This is a genomic window from Salinispora tropica CNB-440, from assembly GCF_000016425.1.
Taxonomy (GTDB): domain Bacteria; phylum Actinomycetota; class Actinomycetes; order Mycobacteriales; family Micromonosporaceae; genus Micromonospora; species Micromonospora tropica.
The window spans coordinates 900025-919016 of the sequence record NC_009380.1; the positions used below are offsets into that span (position 1 = coordinate 900025).

Annotated in this window: 14 protein-coding genes; 9 read left to right on the forward strand and 5 right to left on the reverse strand. The window is 71.3% G+C overall.

Annotated elements, in window-relative coordinates; all coding sequences use genetic code 11:
• The first annotated feature begins 1 nt into the window (after position 1).
• From STROP_RS04105 to STROP_RS04120, 4 genes are all read left to right on the forward strand, one after another.
• Positions 2 to 1282 carry an ABC transporter permease gene (locus tag STROP_RS04105; RefSeq protein WP_011904721.1) on the forward strand — a complete coding sequence of 427 codons (1281 nt, stop codon included), beginning with the start codon at positions 2 to 4 and terminating at the stop codon, positions 1280 to 1282.
• Positions 1282 to 1998: a cytidine deaminase gene (locus STROP_RS04110; protein WP_187151579.1), complete on the forward strand. Its 717-nt coding sequence runs from the start codon at positions 1282 to 1284 to the stop codon at positions 1996 to 1998. Before STROP_RS04105 ends, STROP_RS04110 begins: the two co-directional genes overlap by 1 nt.
• A gap of 88 nt (positions 1999 to 2086) precedes the next feature.
• Positions 2087 to 3367: a thymidine phosphorylase gene (locus tag STROP_RS04115; protein WP_011904723.1), complete on the forward strand. Its 1281-nt coding sequence runs from the start codon at positions 2087 to 2089 to the stop codon at positions 3365 to 3367.
• A gap of 120 nt (positions 3368 to 3487) precedes the next feature.
• Positions 3488 to 4141 carry a DUF4272 domain-containing protein gene (locus STROP_RS04120; RefSeq protein WP_043535194.1) on the forward strand — a complete coding sequence of 218 codons (654 nt, stop codon included), beginning with the start codon at positions 3488 to 3490 and terminating at the stop codon, positions 4139 to 4141.
• On the opposite strand, the gene STROP_RS04125 is transcribed toward STROP_RS04120, so the two are convergent.
• Complete coding sequence (locus STROP_RS04125; RefSeq protein WP_011904725.1) at positions 4138 to 5019, reverse strand: putative RNA methyltransferase; 882 nt, start codon at positions 5017 to 5019, stop codon at positions 4138 to 4140. The genes STROP_RS04120 and STROP_RS04125 overlap by 4 nt on opposite strands.
• A gap of 172 nt (positions 5020 to 5191) precedes the next feature.
• Here STROP_RS04125 and STROP_RS04130 point away from each other — a divergent pair, with 172 nt between their 5' ends.
• From STROP_RS04130 to STROP_RS04150, 5 genes are all read left to right on the forward strand, one after another.
• Positions 5192 to 6286, forward strand: coding sequence for an adenosine deaminase (locus STROP_RS04130; protein WP_011904726.1), 1095 nt, complete (start codon positions 5192 to 5194; stop codon positions 6284 to 6286).
• A 588-nt stretch (positions 6287 to 6874) separates the two neighbouring features.
• The gene (locus tag STROP_RS04135; protein WP_011904727.1) at positions 6875 to 10369 is read left to right on the forward strand and encodes a sensor histidine kinase; all 3495 of its coding nucleotides are present in this window, start codon (positions 6875 to 6877) and stop codon (positions 10367 to 10369) included.
• Complete coding sequence (locus STROP_RS04140) at positions 10366 to 10770, forward strand: roadblock/LC7 domain-containing protein (RefSeq protein ID WP_011904728.1); 405 nt, start codon at positions 10366 to 10368, stop codon at positions 10768 to 10770. The genes STROP_RS04135 and STROP_RS04140 overlap by 4 nt, the downstream gene beginning before the upstream one ends.
• A 95-nt stretch (positions 10771 to 10865) precedes the next feature.
• Positions 10866 to 11243 carry a DUF742 domain-containing protein gene (locus STROP_RS04145; protein WP_011904729.1) on the forward strand — a complete coding sequence of 126 codons (378 nt, stop codon included), beginning with the start codon at positions 10866 to 10868 and terminating at the stop codon, positions 11241 to 11243.
• A gap of 1 nt (position 11244) precedes the next feature.
• Positions 11245 to 11835, forward strand: coding sequence for a GTP-binding protein (locus tag STROP_RS04150; RefSeq protein ID WP_026274801.1), 591 nt, complete (start codon positions 11245 to 11247; stop codon positions 11833 to 11835).
• A 225-nt stretch (positions 11836 to 12060) separates the two neighbouring features.
• Here the strand turns inward: STROP_RS04150 and STROP_RS04155 are convergent, their stop codons facing one another.
• The 4 genes from STROP_RS04155 to cydD all read right to left on the reverse strand — a co-directional run bounded on the left by STROP_RS04155 (position 12061) and on the right by cydD (position 18964).
• Positions 12061 to 14319 (reverse strand): hypothetical protein, encoded by a 2259-nt coding sequence (locus STROP_RS04155; protein ID WP_043535195.1) that lies wholly within the window; start codon positions 14317 to 14319, stop codon positions 12061 to 12063.
• A 39-nt stretch (positions 14320 to 14358) separates the two neighbouring features.
• A complete protein-coding gene (locus STROP_RS04160) occupies positions 14359 to 15282 on the reverse strand; it encodes a hypothetical protein (RefSeq protein WP_018829838.1) in 924 nt (307 codons plus the stop codon).
• A gap of 173 nt (positions 15283 to 15455) precedes the next feature.
• Positions 15456 to 17291 carry a thiol reductant ABC exporter subunit CydC gene (cydC, locus tag STROP_RS04165; protein ID WP_011904733.1) on the reverse strand — a complete coding sequence of 612 codons (1836 nt, stop codon included), beginning with the start codon at positions 17289 to 17291 and terminating at the stop codon, positions 15456 to 15458.
• Positions 17288 to 18964 carry a thiol reductant ABC exporter subunit CydD gene (gene cydD / locus STROP_RS04170; protein ID WP_011904734.1) on the reverse strand — a complete coding sequence of 559 codons (1677 nt, stop codon included), beginning with the start codon at positions 18962 to 18964 and terminating at the stop codon, positions 17288 to 17290. The genes cydC and cydD overlap by 4 nt, the downstream gene beginning before the upstream one ends.
• Positions 18965 to 18992 lie beyond the last annotated feature (28 nt).

Below are 18992 nucleotides of genomic sequence, written 5' to 3' on the forward strand. Positions count from 1 at the left end.
CATGTCCACCATGGCTGTCGACGACGTCGCGGTCGCCCCGGTCGACGAGGGGTTCTGGACCCGCACCCGCAAGGCCGGCCTGGTGCTGACCGCGCTTGGCCTGCTGGCGGTGCTGCTCTTCAGCGCGCTCGCCGCCAGCGAGCCGGCCCGGTTCACGCTCAGCGACGACGCCACCGGCGCAGCGTTGAAAATCAACGGTACGGTCGGCGCAGCCCTCTTCGGGGCGGTCGCCCTCGCCGCCGGCGTGGCGATCCTCGCGGGGCTGCCGACGCGCTGGTTCACCCTCGTGCTCGGTATCGGCCTGGTTGGCTTCGTGGCGAGCTTCCTCTGCTGGCAGGTCTCCACCGCGCCGGCCGGGCAGAACTTCATGCCCCTGGTCAACATCCTGCGGGGCACCTTCATCCTGGCCCTTCCGCTGATCTTCGGGGCGCTGGCCGGCGTGCTCTGCGAGCGCTCCGGCGTGGTCAACGTGGCCATCGAGGGTCAGCTGCTGATGGGTGCCTTCAGCGGCGCCCTCTTCGGCAGCCTCAGCGGCAACCTCTGGGTGGGCCTGGTCGCCGCGGCGATCGGCGGGACCTTCATCTCGCTGCTGTTGGCGGTCTTCGCCATCCGCTACCTGGTGGACCAGGTGGTCATGGGGATCGTGCTGAACCTTCTCGCGGTGGGCATCACCGGCTTCCTCTACGAGCGGCTGATGCAACCCGAACCAGGGAAGTACAACAGCGCCCCACGCTTCAGCAACTGGGAGATCCCGCTGCTGTCGGAGATTCCGGTGCTCGGGCCGGCGCTGTTCGCCGGCAACATCTTCCTCTACCTCGGCCTTCTCCTGGTCCTGGTGATCCACATCGGGCTGTTCCGTACCCGGTGGGGCCTGCGCACCCGTGCGGTCGGCGAGCACCCGACCGCCGCGGACACCCTCGGCGTGCGGGTGCTGTGGTTGCGCTACCGCAACGTGCTGCTGGCAGGGGCGGTCGCCGGCATCGGTGGTGCGTCGTACACGCTCGCCCTCTTCTCGTTCAGCAAGAACATGATCGGCGGCAAGGGCTTCATCGCCCTAGCGGCGTTGATCTTCGGCCGGTGGAGCCCGACCGGCGCGCTGCTCGCGGCGCTCTTCTTTGGCTTTGCCGACCAGCTCGCCACCTACCTGAGCGCGATCAACAGCGCCATCCCGAGTCAGTTCCTGGCGATGCTGCCGTACCTGGCGACAATCCTGGCGGTGGCGGGACTGGTGGGTAAGGTCCGAGCGCCGGCCGCCGACGGGAAGCCGTACATCAAGGGCTGATGGGACGCCAGATGGAGATCGACTGGGAGCGGCTGCGCGCCGCGGCGACCGAGGTGATGCGGCACGCGTACGTGCCGTACTCGAAGTTTCCGGTAGGGGCGGCCGCGCTGGTTGACGATGGTCGCGTCGTGGTCGGCTGCAACGTGGAGAACGCGTCGTACGGCATGGTGCTCTGCGCCGAGTGCGGTGTGATCTCCGCACTGCAGGCTACCGGCGGTGGACGGATTGTCGCGCTCTCCTGCGTCGATGCCACCGGGGAGCCGCTGATGCCGTGCGGGCGTTGCCGGCAGCTGCTCTGGGAGCACGGCGGCCCGGAGTGTCTGATCGAGGCGAAGGGTGGAGCGCTACGGATGGCCGAGCTGCTGCCGCACGCCTTCGACGTGACGGATCTGGAGGCGGTGACCGGGGAGGATCCGGTCCCGGTGGTGCCGGAGCGGCTGGCTGCCTGGCGGGGGCGCGGGACGGTCTTTGTGCACCCGGACCTGTCGGCGGGGCAGCAGGTGTGGACGGCGTACTGGGAACGCTCGACGGGGGAGGCCGGCGACGGCGAGACCGGCGTTCTCGAGGAGGGCCCGAGCTGGGACGATCCAGCGGAGGCGATTACCTGGGGGCTGGCCCGGGTGCCACGGGTCGTGGTGGTGGACGCGGCCGGCACGATCTTCTGGGCGGGTGAGGGCGAGCCGCCGTTGGAGATCCCGATCCGGTGGACTGGCTGAGCGGACGGGCCGAGGGCCGACCGTGACGGGACACCTCGGAGCGTACGGATGGGCAGCCCAGGTTGAGGATGTGGGGAAAGGTTATCTCATGGCGGATTTTGCGGCGGTTGATGTCATTCGGGCGAAGCGGGACGGCGCGGCCCTCTCCGATGCACAGGTCGACTGGGTGGTGGACGCCTACACCCGGGGCCAGGTGGCAGACGAGCAGATGGCCGCGCTCGCGATGGCGATCCTGCTGAACGGGATGACCGCGCCGGAGATCGCCCGGTGGACCGCGGCGATGATCTCCAGCGGAGAGCGGCTGGACCTCTCGGCGGTCGACCGGCCGACGGTGGACAAGCACTCAACCGGCGGAGTCGGAGACAAGATCACCCTGCCGCTGACTCCGTTGGTGGCGGCCTGTGGTGCGGCGGTGCCGCAGCTGAGCGGCCGGGGCCTCGGGCACACCGGCGGCACGCTGGACAAGCTGGAGTCCATTCCGGGCTGGCGGGCATCGCTGGGCAACGAGGAGTTCATTGCTCAGCTCCGCGGCGTCGGTGCGGTGATCTGTGCGGCCGGCGCCGGTCTCGCGCCGGCCGACCGCAAGCTGTACGCACTGCGGGACGTGACCGGCACGGTGGAGGCCATTCCGCTGATCGCCAGCTCGATCATGAGCAAGAAGATCGCTGAGGGGACCGGCGCTCTGGTGCTCGACGTCAAGGTCGGCTCGGGCGCGTTCATGAAGTCGGTCGACCAGGCCCGGCAACTCGCCCGCACCATGGTCGAGCTGGGCGGTGCGCAGGGCGTCCACACGGTCGCGTTGCTCACCGACATGTCCACCCCGCTGGGGTTGGCCATCGGCAACGCGGTCGAGGTGACCGAATCCGTGGAGGTCCTGGCTGGCGGCGGACCGGCCGACGTGGTGGAGCTGACCCTGGCCCTGGCCCGCGAGATGCTGGACGCGGCCGGGCTGCCGGACGCCGACCCGGCGGCGGCGTTGCGCGACGGCCGGGCGATGGATGCCTGGCGAGCGATGCTCCGGGCTCAGGGCGGGGACCCGGACGCCCAGCTGCCCACCGCGCGGGAGGTCGAGGTGGTCCGCGCCGACGAAAGCGGCGTGGTGGCCCAGGTCGACGCGTACGGCATGGGGGTGGCCGCGTGGCGGCTCGGTGCCGGACGGGCCCGCAAGGAGGACGCGGTGTCCGCGCCGGCGGGCGTGCTGCTGCACAAGCGCCCCGGTGATCCCGTTCGGGCTGGCGAGCCCCTCTTTGAGCTGCGGGCCGAGGACGCCGACCGGATCCCGGAGGCCCGGAAGGAGGCGGTGCGGGCGGTACGGATCGCGGCGTCTGCACCGGAAAAGCGGCCGCTGGTGCTCGAGCGAATCAGCTGACCGCCCGTTCCGTTCCACTCAGCGGAGGGCTATTCTGCCTGGCCAGGAGGGATGATCCGGCCTAGCCAGTCCGAACAGACGAGGATAACCGTCGTGGCGGTACCTGCCCCGAACCCCCGAATGGTGCGTGAGGCCAGCCTGGAGGAGTTGTCTCGGCTGGGTCTGCCACTGCCGCCGGCGCACTTTCCCCTGGTGTGGGAGCCCGGCGACAGGATCGAGCTGCGCCCGACCGGCGAGATCGAGACGCGGGTCGCGGTGCTGCACCTCATCCTGGCCCGCTGTTTCGGCATGCCGCCGCAGGCGGCGATGAGTTGGCTGCTCGCCTCGCATCTGGTGGAAACCGTCACCCCGCCGGAGTGGCAGTTCGTCACCGGCGGCAAGGGTGACCACCGCTCGTTTGTCCTGCACTTCGACGCGCTGTACGCCCTGGCCTGGGTGCTCGGCCTGACCCGGCAGCTGGATCCGACGTTGCCGGTGGACGAGCGGCTGGTGGAGCGGATGCCCAACATTCTGGCCGGCGAGACGGTACGGCACTGGCGGTCGCGGACCCTCACCGCCCCACGGGATCCAGCGGACGCGGCGGCCCTGCTCGACCTGCACTACTGCCTGGACTGGGCCTATCTCGAGGTGGAGCACGCCCACCGAACCCTGCCCGGCCTGGTGGACGCCAGTGCGATCGGGCAACGTCGGTGGGCACTGGAGTGGGCGGTGGTCCTCCGGGGCCCCTACCACGACGAGCCCCCCGGCTGGGAAGAGGTGGATCTCTCCACCTAGCGGCGGCGGTGGACGCCGAGTCGGACGGCCACGGTCACCTCGACCGGGTCGGGCAGGGCGGCGATCCGTTCGGTGAGCTCGGCCGGATCGGTGTGCCAGGCGCTGGGCCCCATCCCGACCAGAGTGACGATCTCCGGGCGGGTCAACGTCAGCCGGGTTCGGTGCTCGGTCTCCGACTCTGTGGCGAAGCGCGTCCCGAGGCGCCCGGCCACCCGGTCGGGCTTCGCCGGGTCCACCCGAAGCAGGCCGAGTGCGCCGACCAACTCGGAGAGGTGGTCGGCGGCCGGCGTGACGACCAGCAGCGCGCCGGCTGGATCGAGCACCCGGTGAAACTCCGCTCCGTTACGTGGGGCGAAGACGTTCAACAGCACGGCGACCGACCCGTCGGGCAGTGGCAGCTGCTGCCAGGTGTCGGCCAGCGCCGCCCCGGCTCGTTCGTGCACGCGGGCCGCGCGGCGTAGCGCCGGCTTCGACACGTCCAGGGCCAGGCCGACGGTGTCTGGCAGCGCCGCCAGCACCGCGGCGAGGTGTTGGCCGGTGCCGGCACCGGCATCAACCACCAGGGGGCACGCCGTGACGGTCTCCTCGGGCCGGGGGTGGGCGGGGCGGAAGTGGACGGCTGCGGCGGCTTCGGCGAGCGCCCGGGAGATCAGGTCGTAGTGACCGGCGGCGAGGAAGTCGGCGCGGGCGGCGATCATCTCGCCGGTGTCCCCGACGTGCGGTGCCCGGCCGGCCAGGAGGTTCACATACCCCTGCCGGGCTATGTCGAAGCTGTGTCGGCGCGGACAGGCCAGTGTTCGGGCGGTGCCAACGGTCGCCTCGGCCAGCGGAAGCGCACAGACTGGGCAGCGCAGCCAGTGGCGGATGCGGGGATCCATGTCGGGCTCCGGGCCGTTCGGTGGTGAGCCGGGCGGTCACCCGGTGGACCGGAATCCTATCGAGCCCGGTTGCCGCGGCGATCGCTGGCGCGCCCGCCGGGCGGGCGTGACCCGGGCAACGCGTCGCCGAGTCCGACGCTGCTCAGACGTCGGCGCCGACTAAGGTCTGACCATGGTCGCGACTATCCGGTACGAGGACATTGTCCAGGCCCCCAAGGCGCTGCTGCACGACCACCTCGACGGCGGCCTGCGACCGGCGACGGTCGTCGAGCTGGCCGCCGAGGCAGGGCACGAGCTGCCGACGACCGACCCGGAGGCGTTGGGCCGCTGGTTCGTTGACGCGGCCAGCTCGGGCTCGTTGGAGCGGTATCTGGAGACGTTCGCGCACACCGTCCAGGTCATGCAGACCGCGTCCGCGCTGCGGCGGGTGGCCCGGGAATGTGCGCTGGACCTGGCCGCTGACGGGGTCGTCTACGCGGAGGTCCGGTTCGCGCCGGAGCTGCACCTGGAGCGGGGCCTCACCCTGGACGAGGTGGTCGAGGCGGTCATCGCCGGGTTTGCCGAGGGCAGCACCGCCGCCGCGGCGGAGGGTACGCCGATTCGAGTGGGGACGCTGCTGACCGCCATGCGGCACGCCGCCCGGTCGCAGGAGATCGCCGAACTGGCGGTGCGGCACCGGGACACCGGCGTCGTGGGCTTCGACATCGCCGGAGCCGAGGCCGGCTTCCCGCCCACCCGGCACCTGGATGCCTTCGAATACCTGCAGCGGGAGAACTTCCACTTCACGATCCACGCCGGTGAGGCGTTCGGGCTGCCGTCGATCTGGCAGGCCATCCAGTGGTGCGGAGCGGACCGGCTCGGCCACGGCGTGCGCATCGTGGACGACATCACGCCCGGACCGGAGCCGGTGCTCGGTCGGCTGGCCGCGTACGTGCGCGACAAGCGGATTCCGTTGGAGCTGTGCCCCTCGTCGAACGTGCAGACCGGAGCGGCCCCGTCAATCGCCGACCACCCGATCGGGCTGCTGCGGGATCTGCGGTTCCGGGTGACCGTCAACACCGACAACCGGTTGATGAGCGGCACCTCCATGTCGCGGGAGATGGCCTTGCTGGTGGACGCGTTCGGGTACGGCTGGCGGGAGATGCAGTGGCTGACGATCAACGCTATGAAGAGCGCCTTCATCCCGTTCGACCAGCGGCTACAGATTATCGACGAGGTGATCAAGCCGGCGTACGGAAGGTTGTTGGCCAGCGCAGGGCAGCCGTAGGGCGGCCTCGGGTGACCGGCGGGTAGACCCCGAGGTTCAGACACCGCTGGCCACGCTCGCATGATCGCAGCGGCAAATCGTCCCTTCGGTGGCGAATGGTGGCGAGCTGACTGCTTCTGTTGACCGTACGGCTGTACCTGTTTTGTCTCCGGTTGTGTATAGTGACGCGCCGGCCTGCCTCCGGCTGGCTGTGGAGCTGCCTTCCTCGCCGCGCCGGTGTCTGCGGGGGTCAGTGCCTCCCGGTCAACCAGCCCTTTCTGGAACGGTGGCAGCGGCTTGTCGAGGTTCAGGCGGAAGCCGGCTCGAACCGCGCCGGGGGCCCGGTTCGTCGAGTTATGTACGACTTTTGGTGGCCGACAGGCCGTCTGATGGGACGACGTGGAGGGGCGTTCAATTGCGTTGGGTAACTCTGGTCAGACTGAACGCGACCGAATTGCCGAAACATCTCGTTGAGTCGGCGGTCAAGACCAGCCTGGGCTTTCTCTTTCCGGGGTGGCGTGGTGGAATCTCGGATGGTCCGACCCAGTGGGTCGGTCACCCGGTGTTGCCTGACGGCAACGCGAAGGCTGCAATCGCGAGGGCGGTGACGTGAGCAAACGACCGAAGACGGCGGGCTCTCTCCAGTCACGTCTGCGTCGGCCGGCTGGTCGGCTCCGCGACCTGCCGATCTGGTCCAAGCTCGGTCTCATCTTGATCGTTCCGACCGTCGCAACGGTCATCGTGGGTACCAGCGGCATCGTTGACCACGTGCAGGCACTCAACAATGCCAACCGCTCCGGCGACCTCGCCAGCCTGGTCGCCTACTCGGGTGAACTGGTAAGTCAGCTACAGGAGGAGCGGACGGAGGCGATCCGGCTGCTCGGCGAGGATCGAGCGGCCCAGCGGGAGGAGCGCCGCGCGGCATACGAGGAGGTATCCGCCGGCGTCGACAAGGCGAAGGGGCCGTACGCCGAGCAGCGGGGCGAGGTCGAGGATCTGCCCAGTACGCTGGAGAACCAGCTCCGCTTCATCGACCAGACCCTCAGAGACCTGTCCGGAACGCGAAGCCAGGTCCTCAACGGTCGGCTCAGCATCACCCAGGCGCAGCAGCAGTACGACGCTCTGCTTGCCGACCTGATCAACGTGCGGGACTCGGCCACCCAACTCGCCGGCGACTCCGAGCTGAGCGACCGGATGCGGGCCGCAACCGCCCTCACCCGGAACAAGGAGTACCTGTCCCAGCAGCGGGACGTGGTTCACATCGGCTTCATCCGGCAGCAGCTTACCCCCGAGCTACGGAACACCTACATCTCCACCTGGACCGGTCAGCGACAGTGGCTGGAGACCTTCGCCGCCGTCGCCGACCGTGCCGACCAGGAGCTGTACGACCAAACGGTCGCCGGTTCCGACGCCCGGGAGGCGGACTCCTACAACAGCAACCTGCGGGGCCTCTCCGCCGCCACAACCCTGGGCAGTGCCGGCTTCACGCCCGACCAGTGGGACAAGGCGATGGTCGAGTACGCCGCCCTGATCCGGGAGGTGGAGGCGAAGATCGACCGGGATGCCGTCCAGCTCGCGGACGACCTCCGGTCGGCCGTGCGGCTGCAGGTGTTCCTGGAGACCGGGCTGCTGCTCAGCATGCTGCTGCTCGCCATCCTCTTCGCGTACCTGGTCGCCCGCTCGATGGCGCGATCGCTGCGCGACCTGCGGCAGGGCGCCCTGTTGATCGCTGAGCACGGGCTCCCGCAGGCCGTCGCCCGACTGCGGGAGACACAGGCCGCCGGCAGCCAGCAAACTCCGGTGCAGCTCGCCAACCGGATCGCCGAGCCGCTACCGGTGCGCAGTAGGGACGAGTTCGGTCAGGTGACCGAGGCGTTCAACGCGGTCCACCTGGAGGCGGTGCGTACCGCGGCGGAGCAGGCCGCCCTCCGGGCTTCCGTGGCAACCATGTTCGTCAACCTGGCCCGCCGGTCGCAGATCCTGGTCGATCGACTTATCGGCCAGCTCGACCGACTCGAACGGGGCGAGGAGGATCCGGACCGGCTGGCCGAGTTGTTCCAACTCGACCACCTCGCCACCCGGATGCGCCGCAACGACGAGAACCTGCTGGTCCTCGCGGCCGCGGACTCCACCCGCGTGCAGCGGGAGCCGGCCGCCCTGATCGACGTGCTCCGGGCCGCCCAGTCCGAGGTGGAGCACTACACGCGGATCGAGTTCGGCGTCATCGATCGGGATATCGAGGTCGCGGCCGCCGCCGTCAACGACCTGGTGCACCTCGTCGCCGAGCTGTTCGACAACGCGACGGCGTTCTCGCCGCCCGAGTCGCAGGTTGTCGTGGAGGCCCGTCGGGTCGGCGACTGCGCCTCCCTCTATGTGGAGGACCGTGGCATCGGCATCAGCCCCGAACAGCTGCGGGAACTGAACGAGAAGCTCGCCACCCCGCCGCAGGTGGACGTGGCGGTTTCTCGGATGATGGGTCTGGTCGTGGTTGCCCGGCTGGCATCCCGGCACGGGGTCAAGGTGGAACTCCGCTCCGGTCCCGACCGGGGAGCCATGGCGGAGGTGAGCCTTCCGGCTGGCGTGTTGGTGCCCAGGGCGCTCACCGCTGGGCCGCAACTGCCCCCCGGCCTGCCGCCAGCGGCGAACACCAGCTCGATGGCGGCTTTCGAGGCGCGGCCCGCGCCGAGTGGTTCGCTCCCCGGGCCCCGCCCGGGTGAGTCGGGTAACCAGGTAACGCTCGGTGGCCGGCCGTTCGACCCGGCCCATCGCAACGGTGCGGGCACGCCCTCGCGGTCCCCGCAGGCGATGCCGCCGTGGTCCGATCTCACCGGTGCGAACAGCGCCGCCACCGGCGGTGAGGCGCACGCCCCGTACCCCATCAACGGGCAGCCGAACAGCCCGTTGCCGCAACGGCGCGCCTCGGGTGAGTCGGATGCCGGCGGGCAGCAGCCGGGGATCCCGCGACAACTGCCGAGCAGTCCAGAGGCCCAGCCGTACGCAGAGTCGTCGACTCCCTACCCTGGGTGGTCGGTTTCCAGCCCACCAGCCCCGGGCATGCCGACCTCCGCGTCGCCGGTGTCGGCAACCCCGACCTCTGGCCAACCGACCTCCGCGGCACCGGCCTCCGGTCAGCCGTACACGACGCCGTTGCCGCAGCGTCCGACCACCACGGCCCCGGGCAGCGCCGCCCCACCGGCGTGGCCGCCGGTGCCCAGTGCGGCCGGGGACACCCCCGCCGCCTCGGCCTCCGAACGGGTCCCCCCGGCCCCCGACCGGACGACCGAGCTGCCTCGGGTCGTACGTCCGGCCGGCCCTCCGCCCACCACGCACCCCGCCGCGTCCGCGCCGGCCGGCCCCGCCGCTGGGGTGCCCGGAGCCCCGGCGGCCCCGGCTCCGGCGACGCCAACGGCGCCGGCGACCGCCCCGGCCCAGAACCGCCAGCCGCCTGCCGACGCGACGATGGAACTGCCGATCTTTCGGGAGCTGGAGTCGGCCTGGTTCCGTACCCGCCGACCCGGTCCTGAGGAGACAGCCAAGGGCGCCGACCCTGTCGGGGGCGGCGGTGCCACGGGGCCGGGTGGTCCCGCGATCCAGCAGTTCGCCAGGATAGATGCGGACAGGCAGCAGCAGACACCACCCGCAACGACAGGTAACACACCAATGGCAGAAACCCCGACGACCGGTGGTACGCCGCCTCAGAGCGGCATGACAGCGAACGGGAGCGCACTGCCCACGGGTAGTTTCGCCCAGCGGCGGGGTAGGGCTGGTGAAGGCTGGAGCACCGCCGCCGACGATGGTTGGCGGGCCGCTACCGCGGCCAGCGACGTACAGGTGGCGGCGACCACCTCGACCGGCCTGCCGAAGCGCACGCCGATGGCGCAGCTTGTACCGGGCGCGGTGGAGAAACCATCGGCAGCGGTTCAGCGGCGTACGCCCGAGTCGGTCCGAGGGCTGCTTTCCGCGTATCACCGTGGTGTCCAGCGGGGGCGCAAGAATCCCTCGGACAGCAACCGGAGCAGCCCGGAGGGGAATCCGGGTGGGCAGTCCTCGCAATCTGGCTCAGGCCCAATGGCCGGGAGCGGGCAGAAGGAGCAAGAAGGATGACTACTACGCAGGACCTCGGCTGGCTTCTCGCCAACTTCGCCGACCGGGTGCCGGGAGTCGCGCACGCGGTCGCCGTGTCGGCGGACGGCCTACTCCTCGCGGCTTCACGGGACCTTCCGCGGGACCGGGCCGACCAGTTGGCTGCCATCGCATCCGGACTGGTCAGCCTTACCCAGGGTGCAGCCCGCTGCTTCGAAGGCGGTGCCGTGCTCCAGACCGTGGTAGAGATGGACAACGGTTTCCTCTTCCTGATGTCGATCTCGGATGGCTCGTCGTTCGCCGTGCTCGCCGCCCGCAACTCTGACGTGGGGCAGGTCGGTTACGAGATGGCCCTCCTGGTTGACCGGGTGGGTGATGCGTTGACCCCGCAGCCGCGTGCGGCTGCGGGCATGCCGGGCTGATGTCTCGCTGACCGGGTGGTCGGCGGGGGCAAGGACAACAACGAGGGGCCGGCCTCGCGCTGGCCGGCCCGGGTGCGAAGGAGGTGAGCGGCGACATGACTGATCATGACGAACCGACCGGCGCGTTGGTCCGTCCGTACGCCGTGACCCGGGGTCGCACCCGTCCCCGACTCGACATCGCGCTGGAAGCGCTTATCGAGACGACGGTGCGCGGGCGGGCCGTTGCCACCGGCAACGGCGGACACGGCCGTGAGCACCAGTACATCGCCGCGCTCTGTGATGGACGCGTGCAGTCGTTAGCCGAGATTGCGGCGCGGATGCAGCTTCCGCTCGGGGTGGCCCGGGTGCTCATCGCCGACATGGCGACAGACGGCCTGGTCGCGGTCCATGAGCCGACCATCCTGGACGACTCGGACGACGTGGTGGGCACTGAACTGCTGGAGAGGGTGCTGAGTGGACTTCGCAGGCTCTGACGTGGCGCGTCCGCCGACCCCGAGCGGCCGCGTGACATCGGCGAAGATTGTCATTGCCGGTGGATTCGGCGTCGGTAAGACGACACTGGTCGGCTCGGTCTCGGAGATCACGCCGCTGACAACGGAGGCGGTCATGACCTCCGCGAGTGTGGGCGTCGACGACAACCGGCAGGTGCCGGGAAAGTCGACGACCACGGTGGCCATGGACTTTGGCCGGATCACCATCGACCGAGACCTGATTCTGTACCTGTTCGGTACCCCCGGTCAGACTCGGTTCTGGTTCATGTGGGACGAACTGGTCCGTGGTGCCATCGGTGCGGTTGTCCTGGTTGACACCCGTCGGCTCGCTGACTGCTTTGCGGCGATCGATTTCTTCGAGCACCGGCGGCTGCCCTACCTGGTGGCCATCAACTGCTTCGACGGGATGCAGTACCACAACCCGCAGGAGGTCCGGGACGCGCTGGCAATCTCCAGCGACGTACCGGTGGTGGCGTGTGACGCCCGCAACCGGGAGTCCACGAAGCACGTACTGATCTCGCTTGTCGAGTACGTGCTCACCATGCGTCGGTCCCGGGCTGTCGCCCGGGCCTGAGTGACGTGCGGGTATCCGGCGACGGCAGGGCCGTCGCCGGATACCCGAGCTGTCTCTGGTGGCGGTAGGCCGCCGGCCAGGAGCGGTTGAGCCGTCCCTGGTCCCGCCCTCGCATGGACACCGATTCCACGGTATGCCCGGCCGAGGACATCGAACAGCCCCCGGCTAACTGCCGAGGGCTGTTCGCGATCTAGCCGGTGCCGATCGAGGCCGGGGTCCCGGAAGTCAGGACCGGTACCCGGCCGAGCGGTACTCGTACTTCCGTTCCTCGTCACGGTCTCCGGTGTCACGGGTGAAGTCCCAGCCGCCAGCGGCTTCGCGCCCCGGACGCCCGCCGACCGCAAAACCGCCGATCTCCTGACCGCGACGCCAGCCGCGGAAGTAACCGGTGGTGTTCTCGGCGAGGCTGGCCGGATCCCGAACAATCCGCAGCGGACGCTCGTCCCGCTTTGGTGAACCGGGGACCAGGTTGGCCTGCGGCACCCGAATGGGAAGGCCCGCTGCGGTCTCGGAGTTGGCCGTCGGCTGCGCTGCCTGCTCCGCTGCCTGCTCCGCCGCCTGCCAACCGGTGTCGTTCAGCGACGACCAGTCCACCTCGTCGTCCTCGCTCTGACCGACGAACCAAGCCGATTTCGCCTGGGCGAAGATGAGCAGGTCCCCGTCACCGTCTCCGTCGTCGGCGACCGGTGGGGGACGGTGCTCGACCGGCGGCACCTGTTGCCCGGTGGGCCGGTGGCTGCGGGGTTCAACCCGGTCAACGAGGCGGAGCGGTGGCGTCTCGAGCTGCGGGTCAACTCCGTCGCGCAGCGCCCGGTCAGCCAGTGGTGGCGGCTCGACCAGGCGCAGCGCCGGTGGCTCCTGCGGCATGTCTTCGGCCAGCCACGGCGGTGGAACTCGATGTTCCGTACCCGGATCGGTCGGGGCGTCCACCCCCTGTCCACCGTACGAGTCGGCCATCGGGGTACCCGCGGAACCGTCCGTCGGGTCCGGGTTGTTGACCAGCGGCCAGTTCGCCCGCGAGCCCGGGGGAGCGGTCTCGCGGCTGGGGCGCGGGGTGGGCACCGGCACGCTGAGGTCGGTCGCGCTGAACCCGCCGCTCGGTGTCGGCGGTTCGGACTTCGTGTTGGGTCGTGGCGGGATGACGGTGCGCTGCCGCTCAGCGCGGGCACTCTGGATCGCCGCCGTGGTCAACGTTGCCCGGAACGGCTCACCCGCCTCCGCTGGCGAGCTCGAGCCGCGCTGCGACGGCGGGGCGGGGGCGCTGCCGGGCGACGAGATGGGGCGGTTCGTCGGGCCGTCAACAGGGCTTGGCGGCGCCTCCGGCTGAGCCGGCGCCGCGGAGACCGGCGGACCGGCCACGGCTGCGGGTGCGATCGGCTCCGGGGCCACCGGTGGGGGTGCGACCGGCATCGGCGCGACCGGTGGGGGGCCGAGCGGGCGCGGGGCCGGCGGGGCGCTCTGGCTCGGCATCGGCTCTGGCCGGGACCGGCGGACGCCAGCCGGCCGGGTGGGCAGGGCGGCGCTGGCGGACGCCGGTTCGTCGATCGACGCACCGTGTCGGGCGGTGGCCCGGCGGCCCGCCACGGAGGTGCCCGCCCGGTCGTGAAGCACACCGACCAGTGCCTCGCAACCGACGTCGCAGGCTCGGACCGCGGCGACGGCCTGCCGGACGGTCGTGGAGACCGCCGAGGTGAGGGTCCGGTTGACCGAGGCGCGGCGCGGGGTCTCGGAGACCGCGACCCGGAGGGAGGTGATCGCCGCCTCGATCACCTCGGGTGCGGCGACGCCTGCGGCGGTGAGGTCCGCGACGACCCGGTCGGTCGGATTGTCGGGCCCCGTGCTGGCCAGCATCCCGGGCTCGGGAAGGGCGTCCAGCACCGCCAGCGCAACCGGCTCGGCCGGGTCAGGATAGGCCTGTAGGGCCGCCGGGAAGAGCTCTCGCAGCACTTCCCGCAGCGCGACCGCGGCCGAGTGCCGGCCGTTGGCGAGCGCGGCGTGTGCGGCGAGTACCGGCTTGTAACCGGCCAGGTCCCGAGGAGCGGGGAGCGCGACGGCGGAGAGCGCGCCGGCTTGCAGGGCGCGGGCGAGACCGACGGCCCGTCGCTGCACCGGTGGCGCCTGCATCTCCTCCGGGGAATCGTCGTCGGCGAACCGTTCGGCGAAGTCGTCCACCGAGTCGTCGTCGGCGACCGCCAGTGGACGACCAGCGGCGCTGACGAGGGAGGTGACCGTGTGGTCGTCGTTGTCGGCGGCGATCGCCGCGCCGCTGGGCCCGCCCGATCGCTCCACCATCAGTGTGACCAACTGGGCGTAGCCGGCGGGGTCGTCGCTGATCTCGCAGACGTGCAGCAGACGACCAGCGTCGTCGACTACAGCGGATGTCAGCGTCGAGCCGACCGAAGCTGGCCGCTCGGCCGGATCCGCCGAGGCCAGACCGCAGTACACGCGCACGAGCGCCACGGCGTCGTCCTCCTCCCGGGACACGGGTCTTCTCTGCCAGAGAATGATGCTCCCTGGTGTGGGTCAGTCGCGCCAGTCCACAACGGCAGAGATCTTGCCGACAATGGTGCGCCAACCCAGGCTTGCGGTTTGTGCCCCGATCTTCTTGAGCCGGCGCCGGCCGCGAAAACCGCCGATTCCCCCGTTGGCTGCCGCCCGTAACGCCTCATCCAGGTCGTCGAGGCTGGAGCCAGCGGAGAGCATGTCCAACACGGCGGGCACCCGCAGCGCGTACGAGAGGTCACGGGCGATCTCGCCGGCCTCGATGAGGAGCGTCGAGTCCCACGCGTCGTGCCCGCCGCGTAGGTTCTCCACGACCAGGTCGAGCTCGTAGGTGTCCTCGTCGAGCGGCGTGACATCGGTCGGCTCCACCCGCTCGGACAGCTCACCCCAACTGTCTAGCTGGGACAGATCGTTGGGGGCGCCGGAGCGCACGAAGCTGACCAGGGACTCAGCCGTCTTGAAGAGCAGCAGCCGGCCCTTGTGACTGAGGAAGACCGGCACCTCCTCGTCGCCCGCGTCGTCGGTGGAATCGGCCGAGGCGGCCTCCGCCTCGTCCCCGGAGTCACCGCGGGTGCCGCGCTCCTCCTCGTCGCTCTCCTTGAACTCCTGGGCGACCTCCTCGTCGAGGATGACGACCTCCTCGTCCTCCTCTTCGGTCACCACCTGTCGCCGGGCAAGGAAGGGGTCGTCCTGGTCGCGCTCTTCGACGTCGGTCGGGGTCAGCTCCCGCGCCGGACGGTAGGCCCGCAGCGTGTAGCCGGTGCCGGCGGGTAGCGCGATCTCCACCGGGTCGATCCGCAGTTCCGCCCAGAGCGCGCGGGTGGCCTCAGCCGACGCGGCGGCGGTGCCGGAGGCAGCCGAGTCGTCGAGTTCAGGCTCGTCGGAATCGGGTCGTTGAGGCGACTGGCGGGCCACGCTGACCTCCGTGTGCTTCGGATTGCCCACCCGCCAGGTCGACCGGCGGGTGACTACGCGCACATACCCTAGTGGGCGGCACCGGACTGTGGTGTCGGCACCCCGGCAGCTATCGGGAATTACGGACGTGCCAGCAGACCGAGACCAGGCGGCGGGCGATCGCCGACGGCACGCGCCGACCCCGAACCCCTGGCCCGGCCCGGTCAGGGCAGCGGGCCGAGAGCGAGATAGCCGCGCTCGGCAACCTCCTGGAGCTGCCACTGATCCCGGTACCAGCCGGGGGTCGCGACCAGGTCGGCGTGCCGGCCGCGCTGGACCACCCGACCAGACTCGAGCACCAGGATCTCGTCAACCGCGTCGAGGCCGCGCAGCCGGTGGCTGATCAGCAGCACGGAGCGTTGGGCCGGGGTGGCGGCCAGCACGGACGCCAGGACGTCGTCCGCGGCCACCGGATCGAGCCCTTCGGTCGGCTCGTCGAGCACGAGTACCGCCGGCTCGGCGAGCAGCGCCCGGGCCAGCGCGAGACGCTGTCGCTGGCCGCCGGAGAGCTGCCCGCCCTCTTCACCCACCACCGTGTCCCAGCCGTCAGGCTGCTCCCGTACCCAACGGGCCAGCCCAGCAGCGGCGGTCGCCGCGTTCAGGTCCTCCTCGGGCGCCCCGGGGCGCCCGAGCAACAGGTTCTCCCGGACCGTGGCGTGGAAGACGTACGCCTCGGCGAGTAGGCCCCCGACGAAGCGGGGGAGGAGTTCCGCCGGGTAGGCGGACAGATCCTGTCCGTCCAGGACGATTCGTCCGGCTGCCGGCCGTACGCTGCCGGTGAGGACGGCGGCGAGGGTGCTCTTCCCGGCGCCGCTCGGCCCCACCACGGCGACCCGCCGGCCGGGGGGTAGGTCCAGGCGGAACCGGTCGAGGGCGGGCGGTCCCGCGCTGCGGTAGCGGACGGTGACATCGCTGAACCGGATCTCCACGGCGGTGGGGGCGGGGCCCGGCGGGGGTGTGGCCGCGGTTACTGCCGGCGCCTCCCGGAGCAGCGCGGCGACCCGGGTGAGGCCGGCGCGGAGGCCGGTCCACTGCCGGGCGGCGCCGACGAGGGCGAGCGCGACCTCGACGGCGACCAGCGTGCCGACGGCGAGGACGCCGACCAGCACCCCGGCTACGCCGTCGGCCAGGGCCACCAGTAGTACCGCCCCGGCGGTCAGCCCGGCCACCAGGACACCCAGCGCGTCCACTGCGAAGCCGGCCGCGGCCAGCCGCCGCTCGATGCGGGCCAGCCGCTGGATCCGGCCGGTTGCCGCGCCCCGGGCCCGATCGGTGGCCCCGAAGGCGGCGAGGTCGGCAGCGCCGTGGGTGAGGTCGACGGCATCGGTGGCCAGGGCGCCGCGTAGCGGTGCCAGTTCGGCGGCGGCGCGTCGGGTCAGCACGGTGGCCAGTACCGGCAGCGCGACCCCCGCAAACAGCAGTCCAACCGCGAGCGTTCCGGCGGCGGCCGGTGAGACAACCATCGTCGCGGCGACGGCCACTACGCTCACCAGCCCCGCTGCCGTTGCCGGAACGAGGACCCGTAGCAGCAGGTCCTGGACGGCTTCCACGTCGGAGACCAGCCGGCTCAGTGCGTCACCGGAGCGCTGCCCCGCGCTGTCCCGGCGGGCCGCCAGGGCGGCGAAGACCCGGGTACGGACATCGGTGACCAGCCGCAGCACCGCGTCGTGCCCGGCCAGGCGCTCGGTGTAGCGGAGGACGCCGCGCCCGATGGCGAGCGCACGGACGGCGACGATCGCCACCGTCAGCCGGTCCAACGGCGGGCGGCCGGCGGCGCTCATCAGCAGCCACGTCGCGGTGGACATCAGGGCCAGCGCGGCGAACTCGGTGGCGGCGGCGAGCAGGCCCGCCCCGAGCAGCCGGTTCAGGTAGGGGCGGGCCAACCGCAGCACCACCCGCTCCGGCGCGCCGGAGCGCCCGGTGGTCACCGGCGCCGCGTTGCCGTCGATGATGTCGGCCGGGAGAGTGTCCGGGTAGCTGGCCGGGTCGGACACACTCATCGGGTAGTCCCTCCGGCGGGGGTCGGGGTGAGCTCGGTGATCCGTCCGTCGGCGACCCGCAGCACACGGTCCGCGTCGGCCAGCAGCGCGGGACGGTGGGCCACCAGCAGCGCCGTGCGGCCGGCCACCAGCGTGCGGGTGGCCTGGAGGACGGCTGACTCGCTCCCCGAGTCCAGGCGGGCAGTCGGCTCGTCGAGCAGCACCACCGGCGCGTCCCGTAGGAAGGCACGGGCCAGCGCGACCCGTTGTCGTTGACCGCTGGAGAGGCCGTACCCCCGTTCACCGAGGCGGGTGGCCAGCCCGTCGGGAAGGGCGGCGACGACATCGGTCAGCGCGGCGTCCCGCACGGCGTCGGCCAACGCGGCGTCGGGCGTATCGGGGGCGCCGAGACGGATGTTGTCCGCCAGTGAGGCGGCGAAGAGGTGGGCCCGCTGCGGAACCCAGGCGAGGTGGCGGCGCCAGGCGTCCAGGTCAGCCTGGGCCAGGTCGACGCCGTCCACGGTGACCCGGCCGGAGGTGGGTGACACAAATCCGAGCAGCAGATTCAGCAAGGTGCTCTTGCCGGCGCCGCTCGGCCCGACCACCGCGATCCGCTCGCCGGGCCGGATGGTCAGCGTGACATCACGCAGCGCCGTGGTCCGGTCGTAGGCGACGGTGACGCCCTCGAACCGGATCACGCCCCGGCCGTCCGGCTCGGCCGGGCCCGCTCCGGTGTCGGCGTCGGGTGCCGTGGCGGAGAGGGTAAGTGCCTCGTCCAGCGCGGTGAGCCCCTCCATGCTGGCGTGGAAGCGGCTGCCGGCAGTCCGCAACGGCAGGTACGCCTCGGGGGTGAGTAGCAACACCAGCAGCGCGGTCTGCAAGGTCAGTCCGCCGCCGAGCAGTCGGACGCCGACCGGCACCGCTACCAGCGCGACGGAGAGGGTGGCGACCAACTCCAGCACCAGTGCGGAGAGGAACGCGATGCGCAGCGTCCGCATGGTTGCCACCCGGTGCCCGTCGGCCATCCGGCGGACCACCTCGGTCTGCCCCCGGGCACGGCCGAAGGTCCGCAGCGTCGGGAGCCCGGCAATCATGTCGAGGAAGTGCCCGCCGAGCAGCGCCAGCCGCCGCCACTGACGTTCCGTCGCAGCCTGCGCCTGCCAGCCGAGCAGCGCTCCGAAGATCGGAATGAGGGGGAGGGTGATCGCGATGATGACGGCGGAACTCCAGTCGGCGACGAAGATCCGCGCGAGCACGGCGATCGGCACCGTGACGCTGAGTACGAGTTGTGGCAGGTAGCCGGTGAAGTAAGCGTCCAGCGCGTCCAGCCCCCGCCCGGCCAGCGTTGCCAGCTGTCCCGCCCGCTGCCCGGCGACCCAGGTCGGGCCGCGTCGACCGACCGCGGCGAGCAGCTCGGCCCGCAGCGCTGCCTTGACCGTCGCGGCGACCCGTGCCGACACGGTCCCCTGCGCCCATACCAGCAGTGACCGGGCGCTGATCGCGGCGACGAAGGCGGCCAGCGCAGGCCGGTTGAGCTGCCCGTCGAAGGCGGTGGCGAGCAGCGCGGCGAGCGCAGTCGCCTGCGCCAGCACCAGGCCCGCGGCGAGTACGCCGAGGAGCGCGAGCACGGCGAGGTCGCGCCGGGCCGCGGGGACCCGTCGCAGCAGACGTGGATCGAAGGGACGACGGTTCACCGCTGTCCCGGTGCCCTGTCGTCGGCCC

What these genes read in the sequence shown, in the direction of transcription:
- STROP_RS04105 (WP_011904721.1), top strand. Translation starts at nt 2, where the DNA reads ATGTCCACCATGGCTGTCGACGACGTCGCGGTCGCCCCGGTCGACGAG.
- STROP_RS04115 (WP_011904723.1), top strand. Translation starts at nt 2,087, where the DNA reads ATGGCGGATTTTGCGGCGGTTGATGTCATTCGGGCGAAGCGGGACGGC.
- STROP_RS04125 (WP_011904725.1), bottom strand. Translation starts at nt 5,019, where the DNA reads ATGGATCCCCGCATCCGCCACTGGCTGCGCTGCCCAGTCTGTGCGCTT.
- cydC (WP_011904733.1), bottom strand. Translation starts at nt 17,291, where the DNA reads ATGAGTGTGTCCGACCCGGCCAGCTACCCGGACACTCTCCCGGCCGAC.
- STROP_RS04130 (WP_011904726.1), top strand. Translation starts at nt 5,192, where the DNA reads ATGGTCGCGACTATCCGGTACGAGGACATTGTCCAGGCCCCCAAGGCG.
- STROP_RS04140 (WP_011904728.1), top strand. Translation starts at nt 10,366, where the DNA reads ATGACTACTACGCAGGACCTCGGCTGGCTTCTCGCCAACTTCGCCGAC.
- STROP_RS04120 (WP_043535194.1), top strand. Translation starts at nt 3,488, where the DNA reads ATGGTGCGTGAGGCCAGCCTGGAGGAGTTGTCTCGGCTGGGTCTGCCA.
- STROP_RS04110 (WP_187151579.1), top strand. Translation starts at nt 1,282, where the DNA reads ATGGGACGCCAGATGGAGATCGACTGGGAGCGGCTGCGCGCCGCGGCG.
- STROP_RS04145 (WP_011904729.1), top strand. Translation starts at nt 10,866, where the DNA reads ATGACTGATCATGACGAACCGACCGGCGCGTTGGTCCGTCCGTACGCC.